Origin of the sequence: Levilactobacillus parabrevis, assembly GCF_044051715.1 — a bacterium.
Classification (GTDB): domain Bacteria; phylum Bacillota; class Bacilli; order Lactobacillales; family Lactobacillaceae; genus Levilactobacillus; species Levilactobacillus parabrevis.
Genome location: NZ_CP168688.1, coordinates 2,573,931 through 2,589,411, shown reverse-complemented (window position 1 = coordinate 2,589,411; position 15,481 = coordinate 2,573,931). Strand labels below are relative to the sequence as shown.

General features: G+C 46.1%; 14 protein-coding genes. 10 read left to right on the top strand and 4 right to left on the bottom strand.

The genetic code is table 11. The features are described from left to right. Window positions 1-292 precede the first annotated feature (292 nt). The 8 genes from kduI to ACEPSU_RS11950 all read left to right on the top strand — a co-directional run bounded on the left by kduI (window position 293) and on the right by ACEPSU_RS11950 (window position 10,672). A complete protein-coding gene (gene kduI / locus ACEPSU_RS11985; protein WP_395321906.1) occupies window positions 293-1,138 on the top strand; it encodes a 5-dehydro-4-deoxy-D-glucuronate isomerase in 846 nt (281 codons plus the stop codon). A 28-nt stretch (window positions 1,139-1,166) separates the two neighbouring features. Continuing rightward, window positions 1,167-2,234 (top strand): mannonate dehydratase, encoded by a 1,068-nt coding sequence (gene uxuA / locus ACEPSU_RS11980; RefSeq protein ID WP_395323437.1) that lies wholly within the window; start codon window positions 1,167-1,169, stop codon window positions 2,232-2,234. A 15-nt stretch (window positions 2,235-2,249) separates the two neighbouring features. Then, window positions 2,250-3,209, top strand: coding sequence for a sugar kinase (locus tag ACEPSU_RS11975; protein WP_395321902.1), 960 nt, complete (start codon window positions 2,250-2,252; stop codon window positions 3,207-3,209). A 184-nt stretch (window positions 3,210-3,393) separates the two neighbouring features. Continuing rightward, window positions 3,394-4,401 carry a LacI family DNA-binding transcriptional regulator gene (locus ACEPSU_RS11970; protein WP_395321900.1) on the top strand — a complete coding sequence of 336 codons (1,008 nt, stop codon included), beginning with the start codon at window positions 3,394-3,396 and terminating at the stop codon, window positions 4,399-4,401. A gap of 226 nt (window positions 4,402-4,627) precedes the next feature. Further along, window positions 4,628-6,112: a glycoside-pentoside-hexuronide (GPH):cation symporter gene (locus ACEPSU_RS11965; RefSeq protein WP_395321898.1), complete on the top strand. Its 1,485-nt coding sequence runs from the start codon at window positions 4,628-4,630 to the stop codon at window positions 6,110-6,112. Window positions 6,113-6,185: 73 nt separating this feature from the next. After that, window positions 6,186-7,769 (top strand): tagaturonate epimerase family protein, encoded by a 1,584-nt coding sequence (locus ACEPSU_RS11960; protein ID WP_395321896.1) that lies wholly within the window; start codon window positions 6,186-6,188, stop codon window positions 7,767-7,769. 52 nt (window positions 7,770-7,821) lie between these two features. After that, complete coding sequence (gene uxaC / locus ACEPSU_RS11955; protein WP_020089503.1) at window positions 7,822-9,285, top strand: glucuronate isomerase; 1,464 nt, start codon at window positions 7,822-7,824, stop codon at window positions 9,283-9,285. A gap of 109 nt (window positions 9,286-9,394) precedes the next feature. Next, window positions 9,395-10,672: a hypothetical protein gene (locus ACEPSU_RS11950; protein WP_395361565.1), complete on the top strand. Its 1,278-nt coding sequence runs from the start codon at window positions 9,395-9,397 to the stop codon at window positions 10,670-10,672. A 68-nt stretch (window positions 10,673-10,740) separates the two neighbouring features. Here the strand turns inward: ACEPSU_RS11950 and ACEPSU_RS11945 are convergent, their stop codons facing one another. Further along, window positions 10,741-10,920 carry a hypothetical protein gene (locus tag ACEPSU_RS11945; RefSeq protein ID WP_020089501.1) on the bottom strand — a complete coding sequence of 60 codons (180 nt, stop codon included), beginning with the start codon at window positions 10,918-10,920 and terminating at the stop codon, window positions 10,741-10,743. Between the two features lie 243 nt (window positions 10,921-11,163). Between ACEPSU_RS11945 and ACEPSU_RS11940 the strand changes: the two genes are divergently transcribed. Continuing rightward, window positions 11,164-12,570 (top strand): MFS transporter, encoded by a 1,407-nt coding sequence (locus ACEPSU_RS11940; RefSeq protein ID WP_020089500.1) that lies wholly within the window; start codon window positions 11,164-11,166, stop codon window positions 12,568-12,570. Between the two features lie 29 nt (window positions 12,571-12,599). Here ACEPSU_RS11940 and ACEPSU_RS11935 read toward each other — a convergent pair whose 3' ends face one another. The 3 genes from ACEPSU_RS11935 to ybaK all read right to left on the bottom strand — a co-directional run bounded on the left by ACEPSU_RS11935 (window position 12,600) and on the right by ybaK (window position 14,333). Next, a complete protein-coding gene (locus tag ACEPSU_RS11935) occupies window positions 12,600-12,815 on the bottom strand; it encodes a hypothetical protein (protein WP_395321891.1) in 216 nt (71 codons plus the stop codon). A gap of 207 nt (window positions 12,816-13,022) precedes the next feature. Continuing rightward, window positions 13,023-13,826, bottom strand: a complete 804-nt coding sequence (locus tag ACEPSU_RS11930) for a hypothetical protein (protein ID WP_395321889.1) — start codon at window positions 13,824-13,826, stop codon at window positions 13,023-13,025. Between the two features lie 3 nt (window positions 13,827-13,829). Beyond that, window positions 13,830-14,333 (bottom strand): Cys-tRNA(Pro) deacylase, encoded by a 504-nt coding sequence (gene ybaK, locus ACEPSU_RS11925; protein ID WP_260338715.1) that lies wholly within the window; start codon window positions 14,331-14,333, stop codon window positions 13,830-13,832. Window positions 14,334-14,485: 152 nt separating this feature from the next. Between ybaK and ACEPSU_RS11920 the strand changes: the two genes are divergently transcribed. Further along, window positions 14,486-15,211, top strand: a complete 726-nt coding sequence (locus tag ACEPSU_RS11920; RefSeq protein WP_020089496.1) for a GntR family transcriptional regulator — start codon at window positions 14,486-14,488, stop codon at window positions 15,209-15,211. Window positions 15,212-15,481 lie beyond the last annotated feature (270 nt).

Genomic DNA, 15,481 nt, shown 5'->3' with positions numbered 1-15,481 from the left:
GAACACGTTAACATTTATTAATGAATGCGGTTCCAACCCAGTAGGCACACGTATCCCGTAAACGTGATAGGTAAAGGGTTTGTTGGACTTTCAATGACCTTCATTTTTTACTTTGAACGTGAAAGTTATTACAAGCCAGTTAGAATTAGGCTTGGCGGCTGCCTAAACCAGTGATATATGAAGGGGAATTTCCCTCAGCATGTGCTAAACTGGTAGCTGGGAACGCAAGACATACAGATTGAGAGAAACGGATTCATTAGTAGGTTAATAAATTACATATGGAGGTAATATCATGGCATTCAATATGACTACGCAGTACGCACACAGTCCTGAGGATATTGACCATTACAATACGGATCAGATGCGCGAACAGTTCTTAATGGAAAAGATTTTCAGTCCGGATGATATTTTATTGACTTACACCTACAATGACCGGATGATCTTTGGTGGGGTCACGCCCGTGCACGCACCGTTGGAAATTAAGCTTGATAAGGAACTTGGCGTGAATTTCTTCCTGGAACGCCGCGAATTAGGCTTCATCAATATTGGTGGTGCTGGGACAGTCACGATTGATGGTGAAGAGAGTGCGATTGCACCTCACGATGGGTTCTACATCGGCATGGGGACGCAGCATGTGGTCTTCAACTCCATCGACCCAGACAATCCGGCTAAGTTCTACGTCGTTTCAACGCCAGCACATAAGACCTATCCGAATAAGAAGCTGGTCTACAAGGACGCCATTGCCATGCCTAAGGGCGATCAAGAACACATGAACAAGCGCGTCATTCACAAGTATATTGATGCTTCGACCATGCAGACGTGTCAGTTACAGATGGGCTACACGGTTTTGGAACCAGGCAACTCCTGGAACACCATGCCAGCACATACCCATGCACGGCGGATGGAAACGTACCTGTACTGTGAATTTGGCGCTGCTGATACGCGGGTTTCGCACTTTATGGGGACCCCAGAAAATACGAAGCATATCTGGATGAAGCAGGATCAAGCCGTTGTAAACCCAAGTTACTCCATTCACTGTGGGGTAGGGACAACGAACTACGCTTTCATCTGGGCAATGTGTGGTGAAAACCAGACTTACGATGACATGGATCAAGTTGCCATGGGTGATCTGCGTTAATTACCGCAATTAAAGGAGAGACTAAGAGATGGAAATGGGATTTCGCTGGTACGGGCCTGATGAGGACGCCGTTAAGCTCCAAGATATTCGGCAGATTCCGGGCGCTAAGCAGGTCGTCGGGGCGCTCTTTGATGTGCCGGTCGGTGAAGTATGGCCACTGGCTAAGATCAAGGCACTGAAGGCCCAGATAGAAGCTGCTGGGTTGAAATTTACGATTGTCGAATCCGTCAACATTCACGATGACATTAAAATTGGATTGCCGACGCGTGATCGATACATTGAAAATTACCAACAGACCATTCGGAACCTCGCACAAGTTGGGGTCAAAACGATTTGCTACAATTTCATGCCGATCTTTGATTGGATTCGGACCGACCTGCATTTCAAGCTGGATGATGGTTCTAAGGCGTTGGCGTTCCAAGAACGTTACACGGCGGAAGATCCACAAGTTTTGATTCAGCAGATTCAGCAGGGGGACAATGGCTTTAGCTTGCCAGGGTGGGAACCCGAACGGTTGGCTAAGGTTCAACAGCTCTTCAAGGCTTACGCCGATGTTGATGCGACCCGGCTGGCGGCTAATCTCAAATACTTTTTGGATGCGATTCTTCCGGTTTGCGAGGAATGCCACATTCAGATGGCCATCCATCCCGATGATCCGCCAATGCCATTATTTGGCCTGCCACGGATCTTCAAGAATGCGGCCGATATGCGGGCGATTGTCGCAATGAATCCATCGCTGGCTAATGGGTTTACGATCTGTACGGGTAGTCTGGGTGAAAATCCGGATAACGATATTCCCGCGATTATTCGTGAATTCGTAGCGCAGGGACGTGTGCCGTTTGTCCACGCTCGAAACATCAAGTATGCTGGGCATGGTCACGACTTCCGTGAGGCGGCTCATCTCTCTAGCGAGGGATCACTAGATATGTATGAAATCATGAAAGCTCTTCATGATACCGGTTTTGATGGCGTCATCCGTCCCGACCATGGTCGAGATATCTGGGGTGAGGCTGGTCGTCCGGGGTACGGACTATACGACCGCGCACTGGGACTGACGTATCTGAATGGGCTATGGGAAGCAATCAGCAAGTCCTAGAGGGAAGGTGACGAGATGGGAGAGGTCCTAACGATTGGAGAACCAATGGTGGTTTTCGAAGCGCAAGAGAGCGATGTTGATCTGGCTAAGGCACAGAAGTTTCAAAAGTTTTCTGCCGGTGCTGAACTTAACGTTGCCATTGGCATGGCCCGTCTCGGGCACCCAGTTGACTATGTTTCAGCGGTCGGCGATGACCCGTTTGGCGTGTATTTACGGCACGTTTTGCGAACGGATGGCGTAGCGGATGCGGCGCTGCTAACGAAGCCAGGACTACCCACGGGCTTTTACTTGAAGCAACGGGTCAGTCATGGCGATCCAGCGGTGGCGTACTTCCGCCAGGGGTCGGCAGCGGCTAATTACCAGCCAGAAGACCTCCAGACGGTGAGCCTGACGGGGGTTCGTTTTGCCCATCTCTCGGGGATCTTTGCGGCGCTTTCACCAAACTGTTTGGCGGCCTACCGCCAGTTGAACGCTGATTTGGTGTATAACCGGATTCCGGTGACGTTTGATCCTAATCTACGGCCAACGCTATGGGATTCCCAAGCTGAGATGGTGCGGGTGACCAATGACTTGGCGCGCTACGGGACGATTGTCATGCCTGGGCTTAGTGAAGGTCGAACGCTGACCGGTAAGCAGTCTCCCGAGGAGATCGCAGACTTTTACTTGCAACGCGGTGTCACGACGAAGGCGGTGGTCATCAAGCTGGGAGCGGCGGGCGCATTTGCCAAACTGGCGGATGGCCGAAAATTTTCGGTTCCTGGATTCACCGTACCACGGGTGATCGATACTGTGGGAGCGGGGGATGGATTTGCGGTTGGCTTGATCTCTAGCTTGCTGGAAGGACAACCGCTTCCAGGCGCGTTGCAACGCGCTAACGTGATCGGCGCCTTGGCGGTTCAGAGTCCAGGTGATAACGATGGTTACCCAACCAGACCACAACTAGACCAATTTTATAAGGATCATGCTCTTGCATAAATTAAACAAAATCGTCGGCCAAAACACTGTATTTGGTTGGCGATTTTGTTATAGTAGGTTTAGCGAGCAGTCTAGATAGATAACGTTAACACCTTAGAAAGTCGCAAGGCGTACTTAAGTTAGCCCGTTTAACTGCAAAAATAGAGAGTCGAGCAATTGATGATCGTAACAGGAGGCAACTACATTGGAAGAAGTAACGATTTTGACGATTGCTAAGCGTGCTAACGTCTCACACACCACGGTTTCTCGTGCGTTGAACGATAGTCCCTTAGTCAAAGAGGAAACGAAACGGAAGATTCGCAAGATTGCGGACGACTTGGGCTACGTGCCAAATATTAATGCCAAGGGGCTGGTGGAGAAGCGCTCCTTCATTATCGGCATCTTCTTTTCTGAGCTAGATACTGGGACTTCACCTAGTTTCTTGGTAGATGTTATCAATCGGTCAAAGGAAGCCTTGCCAGAGGGGTATTCGATTTCTATTGACAGTATCGAAGCTCTCGATGGAACTACCGCAGTGAGCCGCCACCAATACGATGGGGCTATTGTGGTCAGTCAAAGTGTTAACGATGATGCGTTTATCAATATGATGATTGAACGGGGTCTACCCGTGGTTGTTCTGAACCGAAAGATTGCCCGGGAAGATGTGTCGAACTTTACGACGGATGATTACTTGGGTGCCCGGAAGTTAATGGAATATGCCGTCCGAATGGGCCACAAGAAGTTTGGCCTGATTAAAGGGGCCACTGACTTTGTATCGACGCAGGACCGGCAACAAGCCTTTGTGGACGTCACAACAGCTAGTGACGCCACTGTTAAGCCGGAGTGGGTTCAGCAAGGGACCTACTTGCCAGACAGCGGCTACGAGGGTATGCGAAACATTCTTGGGGCAATTGAGACACCAACCTGCGTCTTTGCCTCGAATGACGATATGGCAGCGGGCGCTGTCCGGGCCTGCCAAGATCTCGGATATTCTGTGCCCGATGATGTCTCGATTATTGGCTACGATGACATGAGTTACGCGAAATATTTGGTGCCGCGGTTGACGACGGTACGTAAACCAACTGATGATATTGTCCAAGAAGGTATCGATGCTTTGACGAAATTATTGGATGGATCGATGACAGATCCAATAAAAAAAGTGATTGTCCCAACGTTGATAGTACGGGATTCCGTGAAGGATTTGAGAAAATAATCCTTTTTTTATTAAAAAATTGTTAACGTGTGCATGAGTTTGTGATAGTATAGACATTGTTAAAGGAAAGCGCTTACTAGTGCATAGCTTAGGCCCTGACGTTTAACAAATAATTCAGAAGTCAGCGAGCAGTAGCGAAGACACACTGATAATTGTGTTAACGTGTGTATCAAAATTGTAAGCGATTTCTCTTAATGGTTCGTAGCAGATTCAAGGAGGTGCTCGAATGAGTGAAGAGGCAGCAACAAGTCCAAAACCCGCTGTAAAAGATGGGGAAATGATGAATGACTCATCTAAGCGGATTCCTACCCATGAAAAAATTGCTTATGGGTTTGGGGACTTTGGTAACGGCTTCATGTTTGACCTTGGGCAGGCGTACCTGACTAAGTTCTGGATCGATGCTTGTGGTATCGGTGCCGGAGCTGTCGCTGGTATTTTCGCCTTCACCAAGATTTTCGATGCGTTTATGGATCCTATCGCCGGTTCAGTAATTGATAACCGGAAGAATATCGGTAAACGTGGTAAGTTCCGTCCGGTCATGATGATTTCAGCCATCATTTTAGGGATTATGACCGTCGTAACGTTTACGATGCCATCTGGTCTTACTGGGGTTCAAAAGATTATCTACGCATATGCTGCATACATGATCTGGGGCCTGGTTTATTCATTTACCAATGACCCGTACGGTTCTTTAGCTTCCGTTATGTCCCGGAATTCGCAAGACCGGAGCTTCATGGCAACTTCTCGTCAAGTTGGTTCTGTCGGTGCACAATTCATCGCCGGGGTTGCATTTATTCCTTTGATGGGTTTGATTGCTAACGGGAACACTGGTGTCAAAGAAGAACACGGTTACTTCTGGGCAGCCGCAGTCTTCGCTGTCATTGGGATCGCAATGTTTGCCGTATGTTACTTAGGTACTAAGGAAAACGTTAAGGTCCACCGTGCTACTGGTGAAGCAGCCAAAAAGGAAGGTTTCAAAGATTACATCAAAGTTATCTTCAAGAACGGTCCTTTGGGTGCCTTGATTCTGATGACCTTGTTTACCATTTCTGCCATGAACACGAACAACCAAATGATGGTGTTCTACGCACAATACAACTTAGGTAACATTGGTCTTCAGCCAATCATCAACGCCGTTATGATGGGTTGCTCAATCGTCGGGGTCTTCATGATTCCTACGTTAACTAAGCACTTTGGTCAAAAGCGTACCGCAATGTGGAGTTTCGTTGTTGGTGCCGTGGCTAACCTGTTGAACTACTTCTTGCCTTCAAACGTGATTACATTCGTTGTCTTAGTTACCATTGGTTACACGGCTTTAGCTATTCCCAACGGGATTACTTGGGCCATGGTTTCCAACGCTATCGACTTCGGTGAATGGCGTTCAGGTGTCCGTAAGGAAGCTATTACATACGCTGCATTTAACTTCTCACGGAAGATCGCACAATCACTGGCTGCTTTAGTTAGTGCCGGTGTCTTGGCCTTAACGGGTTACGTTGCCAACGCAACGCAAACTCCTCGTGCCTTAAATGGTATCAAGGCCGCTATGACGTTGTATCCTGGCCTTTGCTTAATCATTGCTGCAGTTGTAATCGGTTTCTTATACAAACTGGATGACAAGCGCTTTGGTGAAATTGCCAATGACCTTGACCATGGTCGTTGGGAAGGCGGCAAGATTGGTGAAAGCAAAGCTACCGACAAGGATAAGAACTAATCGTCATACTAAATAATTTGGGATCACGGTTTTTAAAAACTTTATCAAACTTACATTATGGAGGGTTATATCAATGGACTTACAAAAGTTAGTTTCAGATGTCTATGAGATTATTGCTGCCCAAGGCAACTACGACAGCTTATCAGATAAAGAAGTTTATGCACCTTCAATTCAAGTGGATCGCCGCAACGTCTACTTCATCTTGCATGAAACCGTTAACAAGCAAACTGCCAAGACTTTGGTTGTTTACGAAGATCGCGATGACGTCAAAGACTTTGACGCCAAGGAAAGCATTGTTGACCACAACAAGACTTTAATTACTGGTGATTTAAACGAAACCAACTGGCGTGCACTTGCTAAGAGCTTTGCTTGGATCAAGCCTACTTCACGTCATGGTTACAAGTACACCTTTGGTTTAGGTGACCGTTTAGGGAACGCTTCTAACGCTCACTTACGTTTGTTCAAAGGCCGTGGCATTGTCCCAGTCTTAGCACAACAATCAATTCGTGAATTACTATTGATGAACCGTACCGAAACCGATGTCTTATTGGATGCCGGCTGGGCTGTCTTTGAAGAAGGTTACACTGATGGCTGGGTTGACGATGGTGACCACGTTAAGAATCCTCATGAAGTTGACTACGCCGTTAAGGCCGGTTGCACCATGATTACTTTGGATGCTACTGAAAAGATTCATAACGAAGTTGCTAAGTTCTCTGACGAAGAATTGGACACTAAGTTCAACGCTTTGGATGACGATTTAGTAGAACGCTTCAACAAGACTTACTTGGACAAGACGTTCCAAATCAGCGACGATGCTTCCGTTCACTTCTCCAAGCGTGACGTTGAAGAATCAGTTCTGATCTTCTATGGAGCTGTTAAGTACGCTATCTTCATCTACCACAAGTTCATCGTACCTTACAACTTGGACTTCGAAATTTCTATGGATGAAACGATTGTTCCTACGACGCCTGCAAACCACTACTTCTTTGCTAACGAATTACATCGCGAAGGTATCACTCCTGAAACCATTGCACCTAAGTTCTATGGTGAATTCCAGAAGGCTATTGACTACATCGGTGATGTAAAGCGCTTCGAACGTGAATACGTTGTACATGAAGCTATTGCTGAAAAGTTCGGTTACAAGTTGAGTATTCACTCTGGTTCCGATAAGCTTTCTGTATACGAAATCATTGGCCGGATCTCCAAGCAACATGGCTGGCACGTTAAGACCGCTGGGACTAACTGGTTGGAAGCTCTCCGTGTTATTGCCCATGTCGATCCTAAGTTTATGGTTCAACTTTACAAGTTTGCTTACGAAAACTTGGATGATGTTGCATCATTCTACGTATTCAACGCTCAAACCGATGGGACTGCTCCAAAGCCAGAAACGATCAACGAATCCAACGTTATGAGTTTGCTTGATGGTGATGACTCACGGCAAGTTCTTCACACGATGTATGGTTCACTCTTGAACGCTCAAAAGAGCTACAAGTACGTATACCGTGACAAGTTCTTCAAGATCTTGAAGGAAAACCAAGACCTTTATGACAAGTACTTGAACATTCACATTGCAGAACATCTCGACTTACTTCAAGGTTTGGCTAAGTCCAAGGCTGAAGTTCAAGCTAAGTACGAACCAAAGATCAACGAAGACTAATCTAAGCGAAACTGCTTAATTAGCACTAACTCTCATAAGGAGGAATATCCTGATGGCTTTATTGGACGACAATTTCTTACTCGGCAACGACATGGCCAAGAAGCTTTTCAATGACTATGCCAAGGGTATGCCAATCATCGACTTCCATTGTCACTTGAACCCAAAGGAAATCTATGAAAACAAGAACTACCCTAACATTACGCGAATTTGGTTAAACGAAGGCGTTTACGGCGACCACTACAAGTGGCGTCAAGAACGGACCAACGGGGTTCCTGAAGAATTGATCACTGGTGACGGCGATGAATATCAGAAATTCTTGGCCTGGGCTGAAACAATTGAAAGTGCTTTGGGGAACCCACTCTACGAATGGACTCACCTGGAACTCAAGCGTTTCTTCCACATCGATGAAGTATTGAGCCGGAAGACCGCACCAGACATTTGGAAGAAAGCTAATGCTGAACTCCAAACTGATGCCTTCAAGCCACGGAATTTAATCAAGAACTCCAACGTTAAGGCTGTCTGCACTACCGATGACCCTGCCTCTGACTTGCACTACCACAAACTGTTGAAGGAAACAGAAGCTGAAAACGGCTTCCGGACCTTACCAGCTATGCGGCCTGACAAGTTGATCCAAGTCGATCGTGATGGTTTCGCCGACTACCTGAAGGAATTGGGTGACATCTCTGGTGTTAAGATCACTTCATTTAAGACGATGATCGATGCTGTTAAGCAACGGTTTGAATTCTTTAATGAAATGGGTGGCCGTTTATCTGACCATTCTCTGTTGACGTACCACTTCATCGAAGCTTCAGACAGCGAGCTGAATGCTATCTTTGATAAAGGTGTTAACAACGAAGAATTATCACCTAAGGAAGTCGACCAATACTTGACCGCCTTATTGGAAAACTTAATGAAGTTGAACAAGGAATTTGATTGGACGATGCAGTTCCATATCAACTCAATCCGTGACCTTAACCGGCCAATGTTCGACAAATTAGGTCCTGATACCGGTTATGATGCCGTTGGGACACAACCTGATATCGCTGATCAAATTGCTAAACTCTACACTAAGATGCAGATTACTCATGACATTCCAAAGACAATCTTCTACTCCTTGAATGACAATGACTGGATGCAATTGGCTACGATGATGGGTGCCTTCCAAGAGGGTGGCAAACAACGCTTACAACTTGGTGCCGGCTGGTGGTTCAACGATACTGCCGAAGGTATGAACGAACAATTGCGGGTCTTCGCCGAAGAAAGTCTGTTGCCTAACTTTGTTGGGATGTTGACTGACTCACGGAGCTTCCTGTCATACCCACGTCACGAATACTTCCGTCGGGTTCTCTGCAACTTCTACGGGAACTTGGTAGAACAAGGTCGGGTACCGGATGACGAAGAAATGTTGGGTAAGGTTGTACAAAACATTTGCTACAACAATGCTTACAACTTCTTCAAATTCTTCCCAGACAAGACACCAGATGAGATTTTCGGTAAGTTAACCGTTAATAACTAGGTGAATGAAAGAGTCTCGCATGAACTTCCGTATGGGAGTCCTGCGGGGCTTTTTGTTTCTAAAATTCCTTGTTTAAGTCATGATGACCATCTATGATAAAAATAAGTGTTTGATTTTACGAGAGGATCCTGAGAGTATGAATGAAAATCCGTTAAATATTCTACACACGATTGGCTTTGATCAACTCTATCCGATGATTCGTTGCCAGTTAAAGTTTGCAACGCCGATCGATAGTGACCGGCTCATCAAGGCCGTAAACTTGACCGCGCAGGTTGTACCAGAACTATTCTGTCGCTATGAAATGCGTGACAATAGCTGGCAACCAGCAGTTAAGGACGCCAGCGAGGTGATTGAAACAGTTGATGCTGATGCGGATGTTGATACCACGCCGGATTGGGAGAAAAATGCACAGATCCGGTTTGATATTCAGGCCGATGGTCGTGGAAACAAGATGACCATCACCATGAGCCATATTTTAACTGATGGCAGCGGGTTTAAGCAGTACCTCTACTTACTCAGTGACTGCTATAACCGTGGCGCAGCGGCCATTGCAGGCGTTGAAAATGTGGTTAATCTGGACTGGTTGGAGGACCTGTTAAAGTCCCATCCAGCCGCAGTCAAACATGGCGACGTGGATCATCCGGCTAAACCATTAGCTTTACCACAATTAACGAATGAGACTGATGAACAACCGCGGCATAATGTTAGCGGGTGGCGCTTGACGCCGGAGCTGACAGCAGCGTTGATTCAGGCAACGCATAGCCAGGGCGTTACGGTCAACGATGTTTGCCTGACGACCTTTGGGAAAGCCGTCCAGGCCTATGATCGCGGTGGGGATGAACTGGCTATTCCGTGTCCGACTGACATGCGGCAGAAGATTAGCAAGGCACATGCAGCATTACGAATCGCTAATCACACGGCACGATTTAATCCGGCCATTCACTCCCCACAGGACGAGCCAATTGCCACGGCCGTGGCCAAGATGCATGTTGAGATGCAGCGACTGAAGGATCAAGACCAATTCCTAGACTCAGTACGGTCACTGATGGCACAGTACAAGTCAGAGCCGATTGAGAAATTGCAACAGATTGTGGAGGACAATTACCACGTCCGGGCCATTGCCTTCACGAACTTTGGCATCATTGATGACTCACGGTTGGTCTTTGAAGGGACACCGTTAACGGACTGCTTACTGACGGGGTCTTTCCGTTATGCACCAATGTTCCAGGTGGCTTGCAGCACGTTCAAAGGACAACTGAACCTTGGGTTTAACATGATTGGGACAACTGATGAGGTTCAGGTTGGTCGTGTCGTCATTCATGACATGATTTCACGCATCAAGGACTTCATTGCTGAAGCGGTGATTGGGGCCACGGTTATTAGCTAATTTATAAAGTGGATTGTAAAAGAAAAGCTCTCCCGAAAACTTCGGGGGAGCTTTTTCATAAAACCGAACTACTTAAGGGGTTCAGTTTGCTTTTGGATTAATTGTTGGTAAGCACTCGTTAGGGTTTGGTGCGTTGCAACACCGTCAGGGTTTGACGTGGTAGAAGCAATGGCTTGGGTAGCGAAGACGCCTGAACCGAATACGGCAACAGCAGCGACAACAGCTAAAACTCGATTGAATACATGCATTATATAAGTACCTCTTTCTTTTTCTCTTCTCTTTTGTTCACGTGAACATAGTATAATTTTCTGAAAGCTGAGTCAAGGGCTGAAACTCAATGTAATGGTTTTCATTGAAAACTTTTTTATTTTTTTGTCAAAGAGCGAGAATTAAAGGGTTCTGTAACCGATTTAATGGCATTTTCCCCATGAAAATACTTTTGAAAGTGAGTATGATAGAACATAGAAGTTCAATGAAAGTGGGATGTTCAAATGACGCAGGTACAAAATGACCCGGATAAAATTTCACGGCAGAACTTAATTGCCATTTTCGCGGTCGCCTTGATGGCCTTCCTAGGAATCCTAGTGGAGACTTCTATGAATGTTACTTTTCCGACACTGATGGCAACGATGCATGTTTCGTTGAGTACGGTTCAGTGGATTACGACGGGATACTTACTGACGGTGGCATTACTGATGATTACATCGGCTTTCCTGAAGCAGCGATTTACGAATCGGCAACTCTTTGTAGCCGGAGCGTCACTATTTATTCTCGGAGACCTGATCTGTGCGCTAGCACCAGTTTTTCCCGTGTTACTGTTTGGGCGGCTGGTTCAGGCCGGTTGTGCTGGTATTGCTATTCCATTGATGTTTAACGTTGTCTTGGAAAGCGTGCCACGTTCTCGCCTTGGTTTTTACATGGGGATGGCTGGTCTGATTCTGATGATTGCCCCAGCTAGTGGGCCAACCTTTGGGGGAATCATGGCATCGCTAGGTAATTGGCGGTTGATTTTCTGGTCCACCTTACCAGTAGAAGCGATTATTTTACTTTTGGGCTTTGGTGTGATGAAGCAGTTTTCACCAGTCAGAAAAGTTTCGTTTGTCTGGGGGCAATTTGCCCTTCTGGCGGTATCCTTTGTGAGCTTCACGATGGGGCTAAACAGTTTGACGACAGCGGGGTGGCTGAGCTGGCAATTCTTGGGTGGCCTGATTCTGGCGGCACTCACGTTGACCGGCTATATTCTAGTGTCAAAGCGTAGTAAAAATCAGTTATTAAAACTCGAGATTTTTCGGAATCCAGTCTTTACGTTTAGTTTTATGGCGTACGTGATTTTGCAGTTTTGTAATATTGGGATCAACTTTGCTTTACCAAATTATGCGCAAATCGTTGTCGGTGCGAGTTCCTTGTTCGGTGGGTTGATGTTGTTCCCGGGGAGCTTGGTCACGGCGCTCTTACAGCCTTGGTTCGGCCATCTACTGGACGAACATGGTGCGCGTTTGCCAATCCTGTTAGGGAGTAGTTTGTTCTTTATTGCGGCGCTGTGCTTTACCGTGATTGGACAACGACTAACGGTCATTATTATTGCTGCACTGTACGTGGTCTTCAGTATCGGTCGTTCGATGGCGTTTGGAAATACCATGACTAATGGGCTGAAGGAAGTTGATTTCAGTCAACGGGCTGATGCCAATGCCATCTATAATACGGGTCAGCAGTTTGCGGGGTCAGTTGGGACGACGATTTTGGCGGCATTGATGTCTTCAGTCAAAGTTCACGGCATGTCCTATGCTCAGGAGACTGCGATTGGGAGTCGGTTAGCGTTTGGGCTGATTCTAGCATTAAGTGTCATCAATTTCGGCCTTTACTTTATTGTGTTCCATTACCAAAAGACTGATAAGTAGCGGGTTTCGTCGATATCGACGGACCCTTTTTATTTAGAGTGATTTAGCTGCGATAGAATTGGGGCAAGTGTTCCAGCGGACCAAAGATAGTTAAGTTCTAGCAATTGCTCGTAACGTTGTTTGCTGAGGATGATGACGCTTTGATGGGGGCGGATGGTAACTTCCAAGGTGTGATTGGTTTGAATGACCTGAGTGAAAAGGCGTTTAGGGTCGGTGTGGAGTTGCGTAAAGGGGTAAGTTTTCATTGAGTTCCTCCAGGCTGAAAGTGGCATGACTTAGGCAGTAATCGTAGTATAGCAGGTCTGCTGGAAAATAAAAAGAACAAATGTTCGTATTGAAATTTTGATGGTGTCCCATCCCGGATGTTCACTAGCGGAAGCACAATTTAAATAAATCTTTCAATAAAAAAGCCAGCACCCAACGGAAAGTTAGGTGCTGACAAGCGTAATCGGCTAGTGTTCCTTGATTTGGAAGGCTAGTCGGACGACTAGGTTGGTTAATAGAGAAATCAAGAGTGCGTATCCTAAAATCAGGGCCAATAGAATCACGGCCGCGGTAATTACGCGCAAGTAGCCAGCGGCGATGTCACCCATGGTTAGGAGTACGGTTAGGGCAACGACGACGATAACAAAGCCAATCAGGCCAATTCGTGAATTGGCAAAGTCGGCTGAACTGAGATCAAAGCCACCAATACTGATATTGAGGGATAGTAAAATCATAATGCCCCAACGAATCCACGGATAGTTGTCACCACCCAAGGCTGCAACGAAGCCATTCCAGTCGAGATTGAACGGGTCTGCAACCAAGGCTAACATGCCGTCGAAAAGACTGGGTACCAAGAGGGCAGTCAGCGCCAGCAAAACCAAGGCACAGCCAAAGATCGGGGCAACACCAATAAATAAGTTTCCAGTCGTCTGGTACCAATTACGTTGATTCCAAGTGTGATTGACGTAACCTAAAGTCAAATCTGGCTTCCCATCTGCACCTAGCCGATCGGGATGGGGCCGTTTAAGTAAACGAACCTGCGAGATGCGGTGGCCAAAGAGAATCGCCGTCAGTAAGTGACTGAGCTCGTGGAGAAAAATACCGATAAAACCTAAATAGAGCTCACTGTTTAGGCCAAGGCCATTCGCCAAATACTTTTTAGTGTCGCGATTCAGGTAAGTCAGCAGGGTCACAAAGATAAAGGGAATCACCAAGAGATCCAAACCCACGATCCCGAGATTCTTAAAAATCAGGGTGAGGTTAGTATTCATCACCTACTCCAGTAGGTCGGTAAAGGTACCGTGGACCAAATTAGCCAGGTCCGTAGCATCTAATTCAACTGAACGGCCGATTTGCCCGGATGAAACGAGAATTGTCCCTTGTTCTTTGGCGGTATTGTCAAAATAAATTGGAAAATGATTCTTTTCCCAAATACCGACTGGGGTGTTGGCCCCATGCTCGTAACCCGTGGTCTTTACCAAGTCTTTGAGGGGAACCATATCCACTTTCTTATTGCCGGAAGCTTTCGCCAATTTTTTCTCGTTCAGGTGTTCATCGATGGGCAGAACCCCAACAACGGGACCAGTCGTCGGACCGCTCAACACCAACGTTTTGTAGATATGATGTTCATCAACATCCGCATGGTCAACGTCCATTTGGGCAACATCACCTTTAACGTGAGTTGCAAATTCAAACTGTTTATAAGCAACCTTGTTCTTATCTAAAATTTGTTCGACCAGGGTTTTGTGAAGCCGTTTGCCTTTCTTTTTCTTAGCCATTTAACTCACCTTTCAACATCAAAATTAATAATTGGACCGCACTTTAAAAATAAATGGAACGGTTGTTTCCTGATAAAAAGCAGACACCGCCGCCAAAACCTGTTATACTCTATCACAGTAGAAGTCAAGTTGAAGAGTTATGAGGAGATATCATGGCAGATTTAGTTTATCGACAGGTAATGCGGGATCTAAAACAACGCATCCATCAAAATGAATTTCCCAATAAGCGGCTGCCAGATGAACGGAGCTTGAGCGAAGCGTATGGGGTTAGTCGCAGCTCAGTTAAGCGGGCCCTCAGTGTGCTCGCCAACCAGGGGATTATTTTTAAAAAGCGTGGTTCAGGAACCTTTATTAACCCATTATATATGAAAAACCAATCAATTTTTCAATATGAGGGCTCAAATTTAGGAATTACTGACAGTATGAAGTCAGCCGGGACGACGCCGGGCATTCGTTTGCTCAAATTCGATGTTATTCCAGCCAGTAAGGAAATCCAGCAGGATCTTTTCTTAGCTGAAGGCGACTTCGTTTATGAGATTAAGCGGCTAAGATTGTTTGAGGATAAACCCTTTATGATCGAAACGGGTTATATCCCCATCAAAATCGCGCCAAACTTATCACAGAAGACCGTTGCTGACTCCATCTTTAATTATTTGGAATCGCAGGGTAAGGTTGTCACCAAATCCTTCATGTCCATTCGGACCCAGCCCTCAACGGCGGATGATCAGAAGCTTTTGCATCTGAAACCCGTAGAGCCGGTTGGTATCATGGAAGGAGTCTTCTTCCTAGATGATGGGACGCCATTTGAAGTCTCTAACATGCGCTTACACTATCAGTATTTGAACTATAACACCTTTGTTTCCCTAGATGAAGAATAAAGAACTTTAGATGACGCCTGTTGTAAGGGGGGTCACCTTTTTTTATGCAGAAATCTGAAAACACGAACAATGCCATTACGTTTGCTTATGTTGCTATAATTTATACCACTAAAAACCGCAAAAATTGAGATGACTTTCGGGGTTTAGAAACGATAGAATTCGCTTGATAGCAAGGATTGTTGATGAGGTCCTGCTTTTAAAATAATTGATACGGTCCAATTTATAAAAAGGTTGACTTTTTTATAAAAAACGTTATGATAGAACTGTAAA

Coding starts and splice junctions, on each gene's coding strand:
- kduI (WP_395321906.1), top strand. CDS start 293: ATGGCATTCAATATGACTACGCAGTACGCACACAGTCCTGAGGATATT.
- uxuA (WP_395323437.1), top strand. CDS start 1,167: ATGGAAATGGGATTTCGCTGGTACGGGCCTGATGAGGACGCCGTTAAG.
- ACEPSU_RS11975 (WP_395321902.1), top strand. CDS start 2,250: ATGGGAGAGGTCCTAACGATTGGAGAACCAATGGTGGTTTTCGAAGCG.
- ACEPSU_RS11965 (WP_395321898.1), top strand. CDS start 4,628: ATGAGTGAAGAGGCAGCAACAAGTCCAAAACCCGCTGTAAAAGATGGG.
- ACEPSU_RS11960 (WP_395321896.1), top strand. CDS start 6,186: ATGGACTTACAAAAGTTAGTTTCAGATGTCTATGAGATTATTGCTGCC.
- uxaC (WP_020089503.1), top strand. CDS start 7,822: ATGGCTTTATTGGACGACAATTTCTTACTCGGCAACGACATGGCCAAG.
- ACEPSU_RS11945 (WP_020089501.1), bottom strand. CDS start 10,920: ATGCATGTATTCAATCGAGTTTTAGCTGTTGTCGCTGCTGTTGCCGTA.
- ACEPSU_RS11940 (WP_020089500.1), top strand. CDS start 11,164: ATGACGCAGGTACAAAATGACCCGGATAAAATTTCACGGCAGAACTTA.
- ACEPSU_RS11935 (WP_395321891.1), bottom strand. CDS start 12,815: ATGAAAACTTACCCCTTTACGCAACTCCACACCGACCCTAAACGCCTT.
- ACEPSU_RS11930 (WP_395321889.1), bottom strand. CDS start 13,826: ATGAATACTAACCTCACCCTGATTTTTAAGAATCTCGGGATCGTGGGT.
- ybaK (WP_260338715.1), bottom strand. CDS start 14,333: ATGGCTAAGAAAAAGAAAGGCAAACGGCTTCACAAAACCCTGGTCGAA.
- ACEPSU_RS11920 (WP_020089496.1), top strand. CDS start 14,486: ATGGCAGATTTAGTTTATCGACAGGTAATGCGGGATCTAAAACAACGC.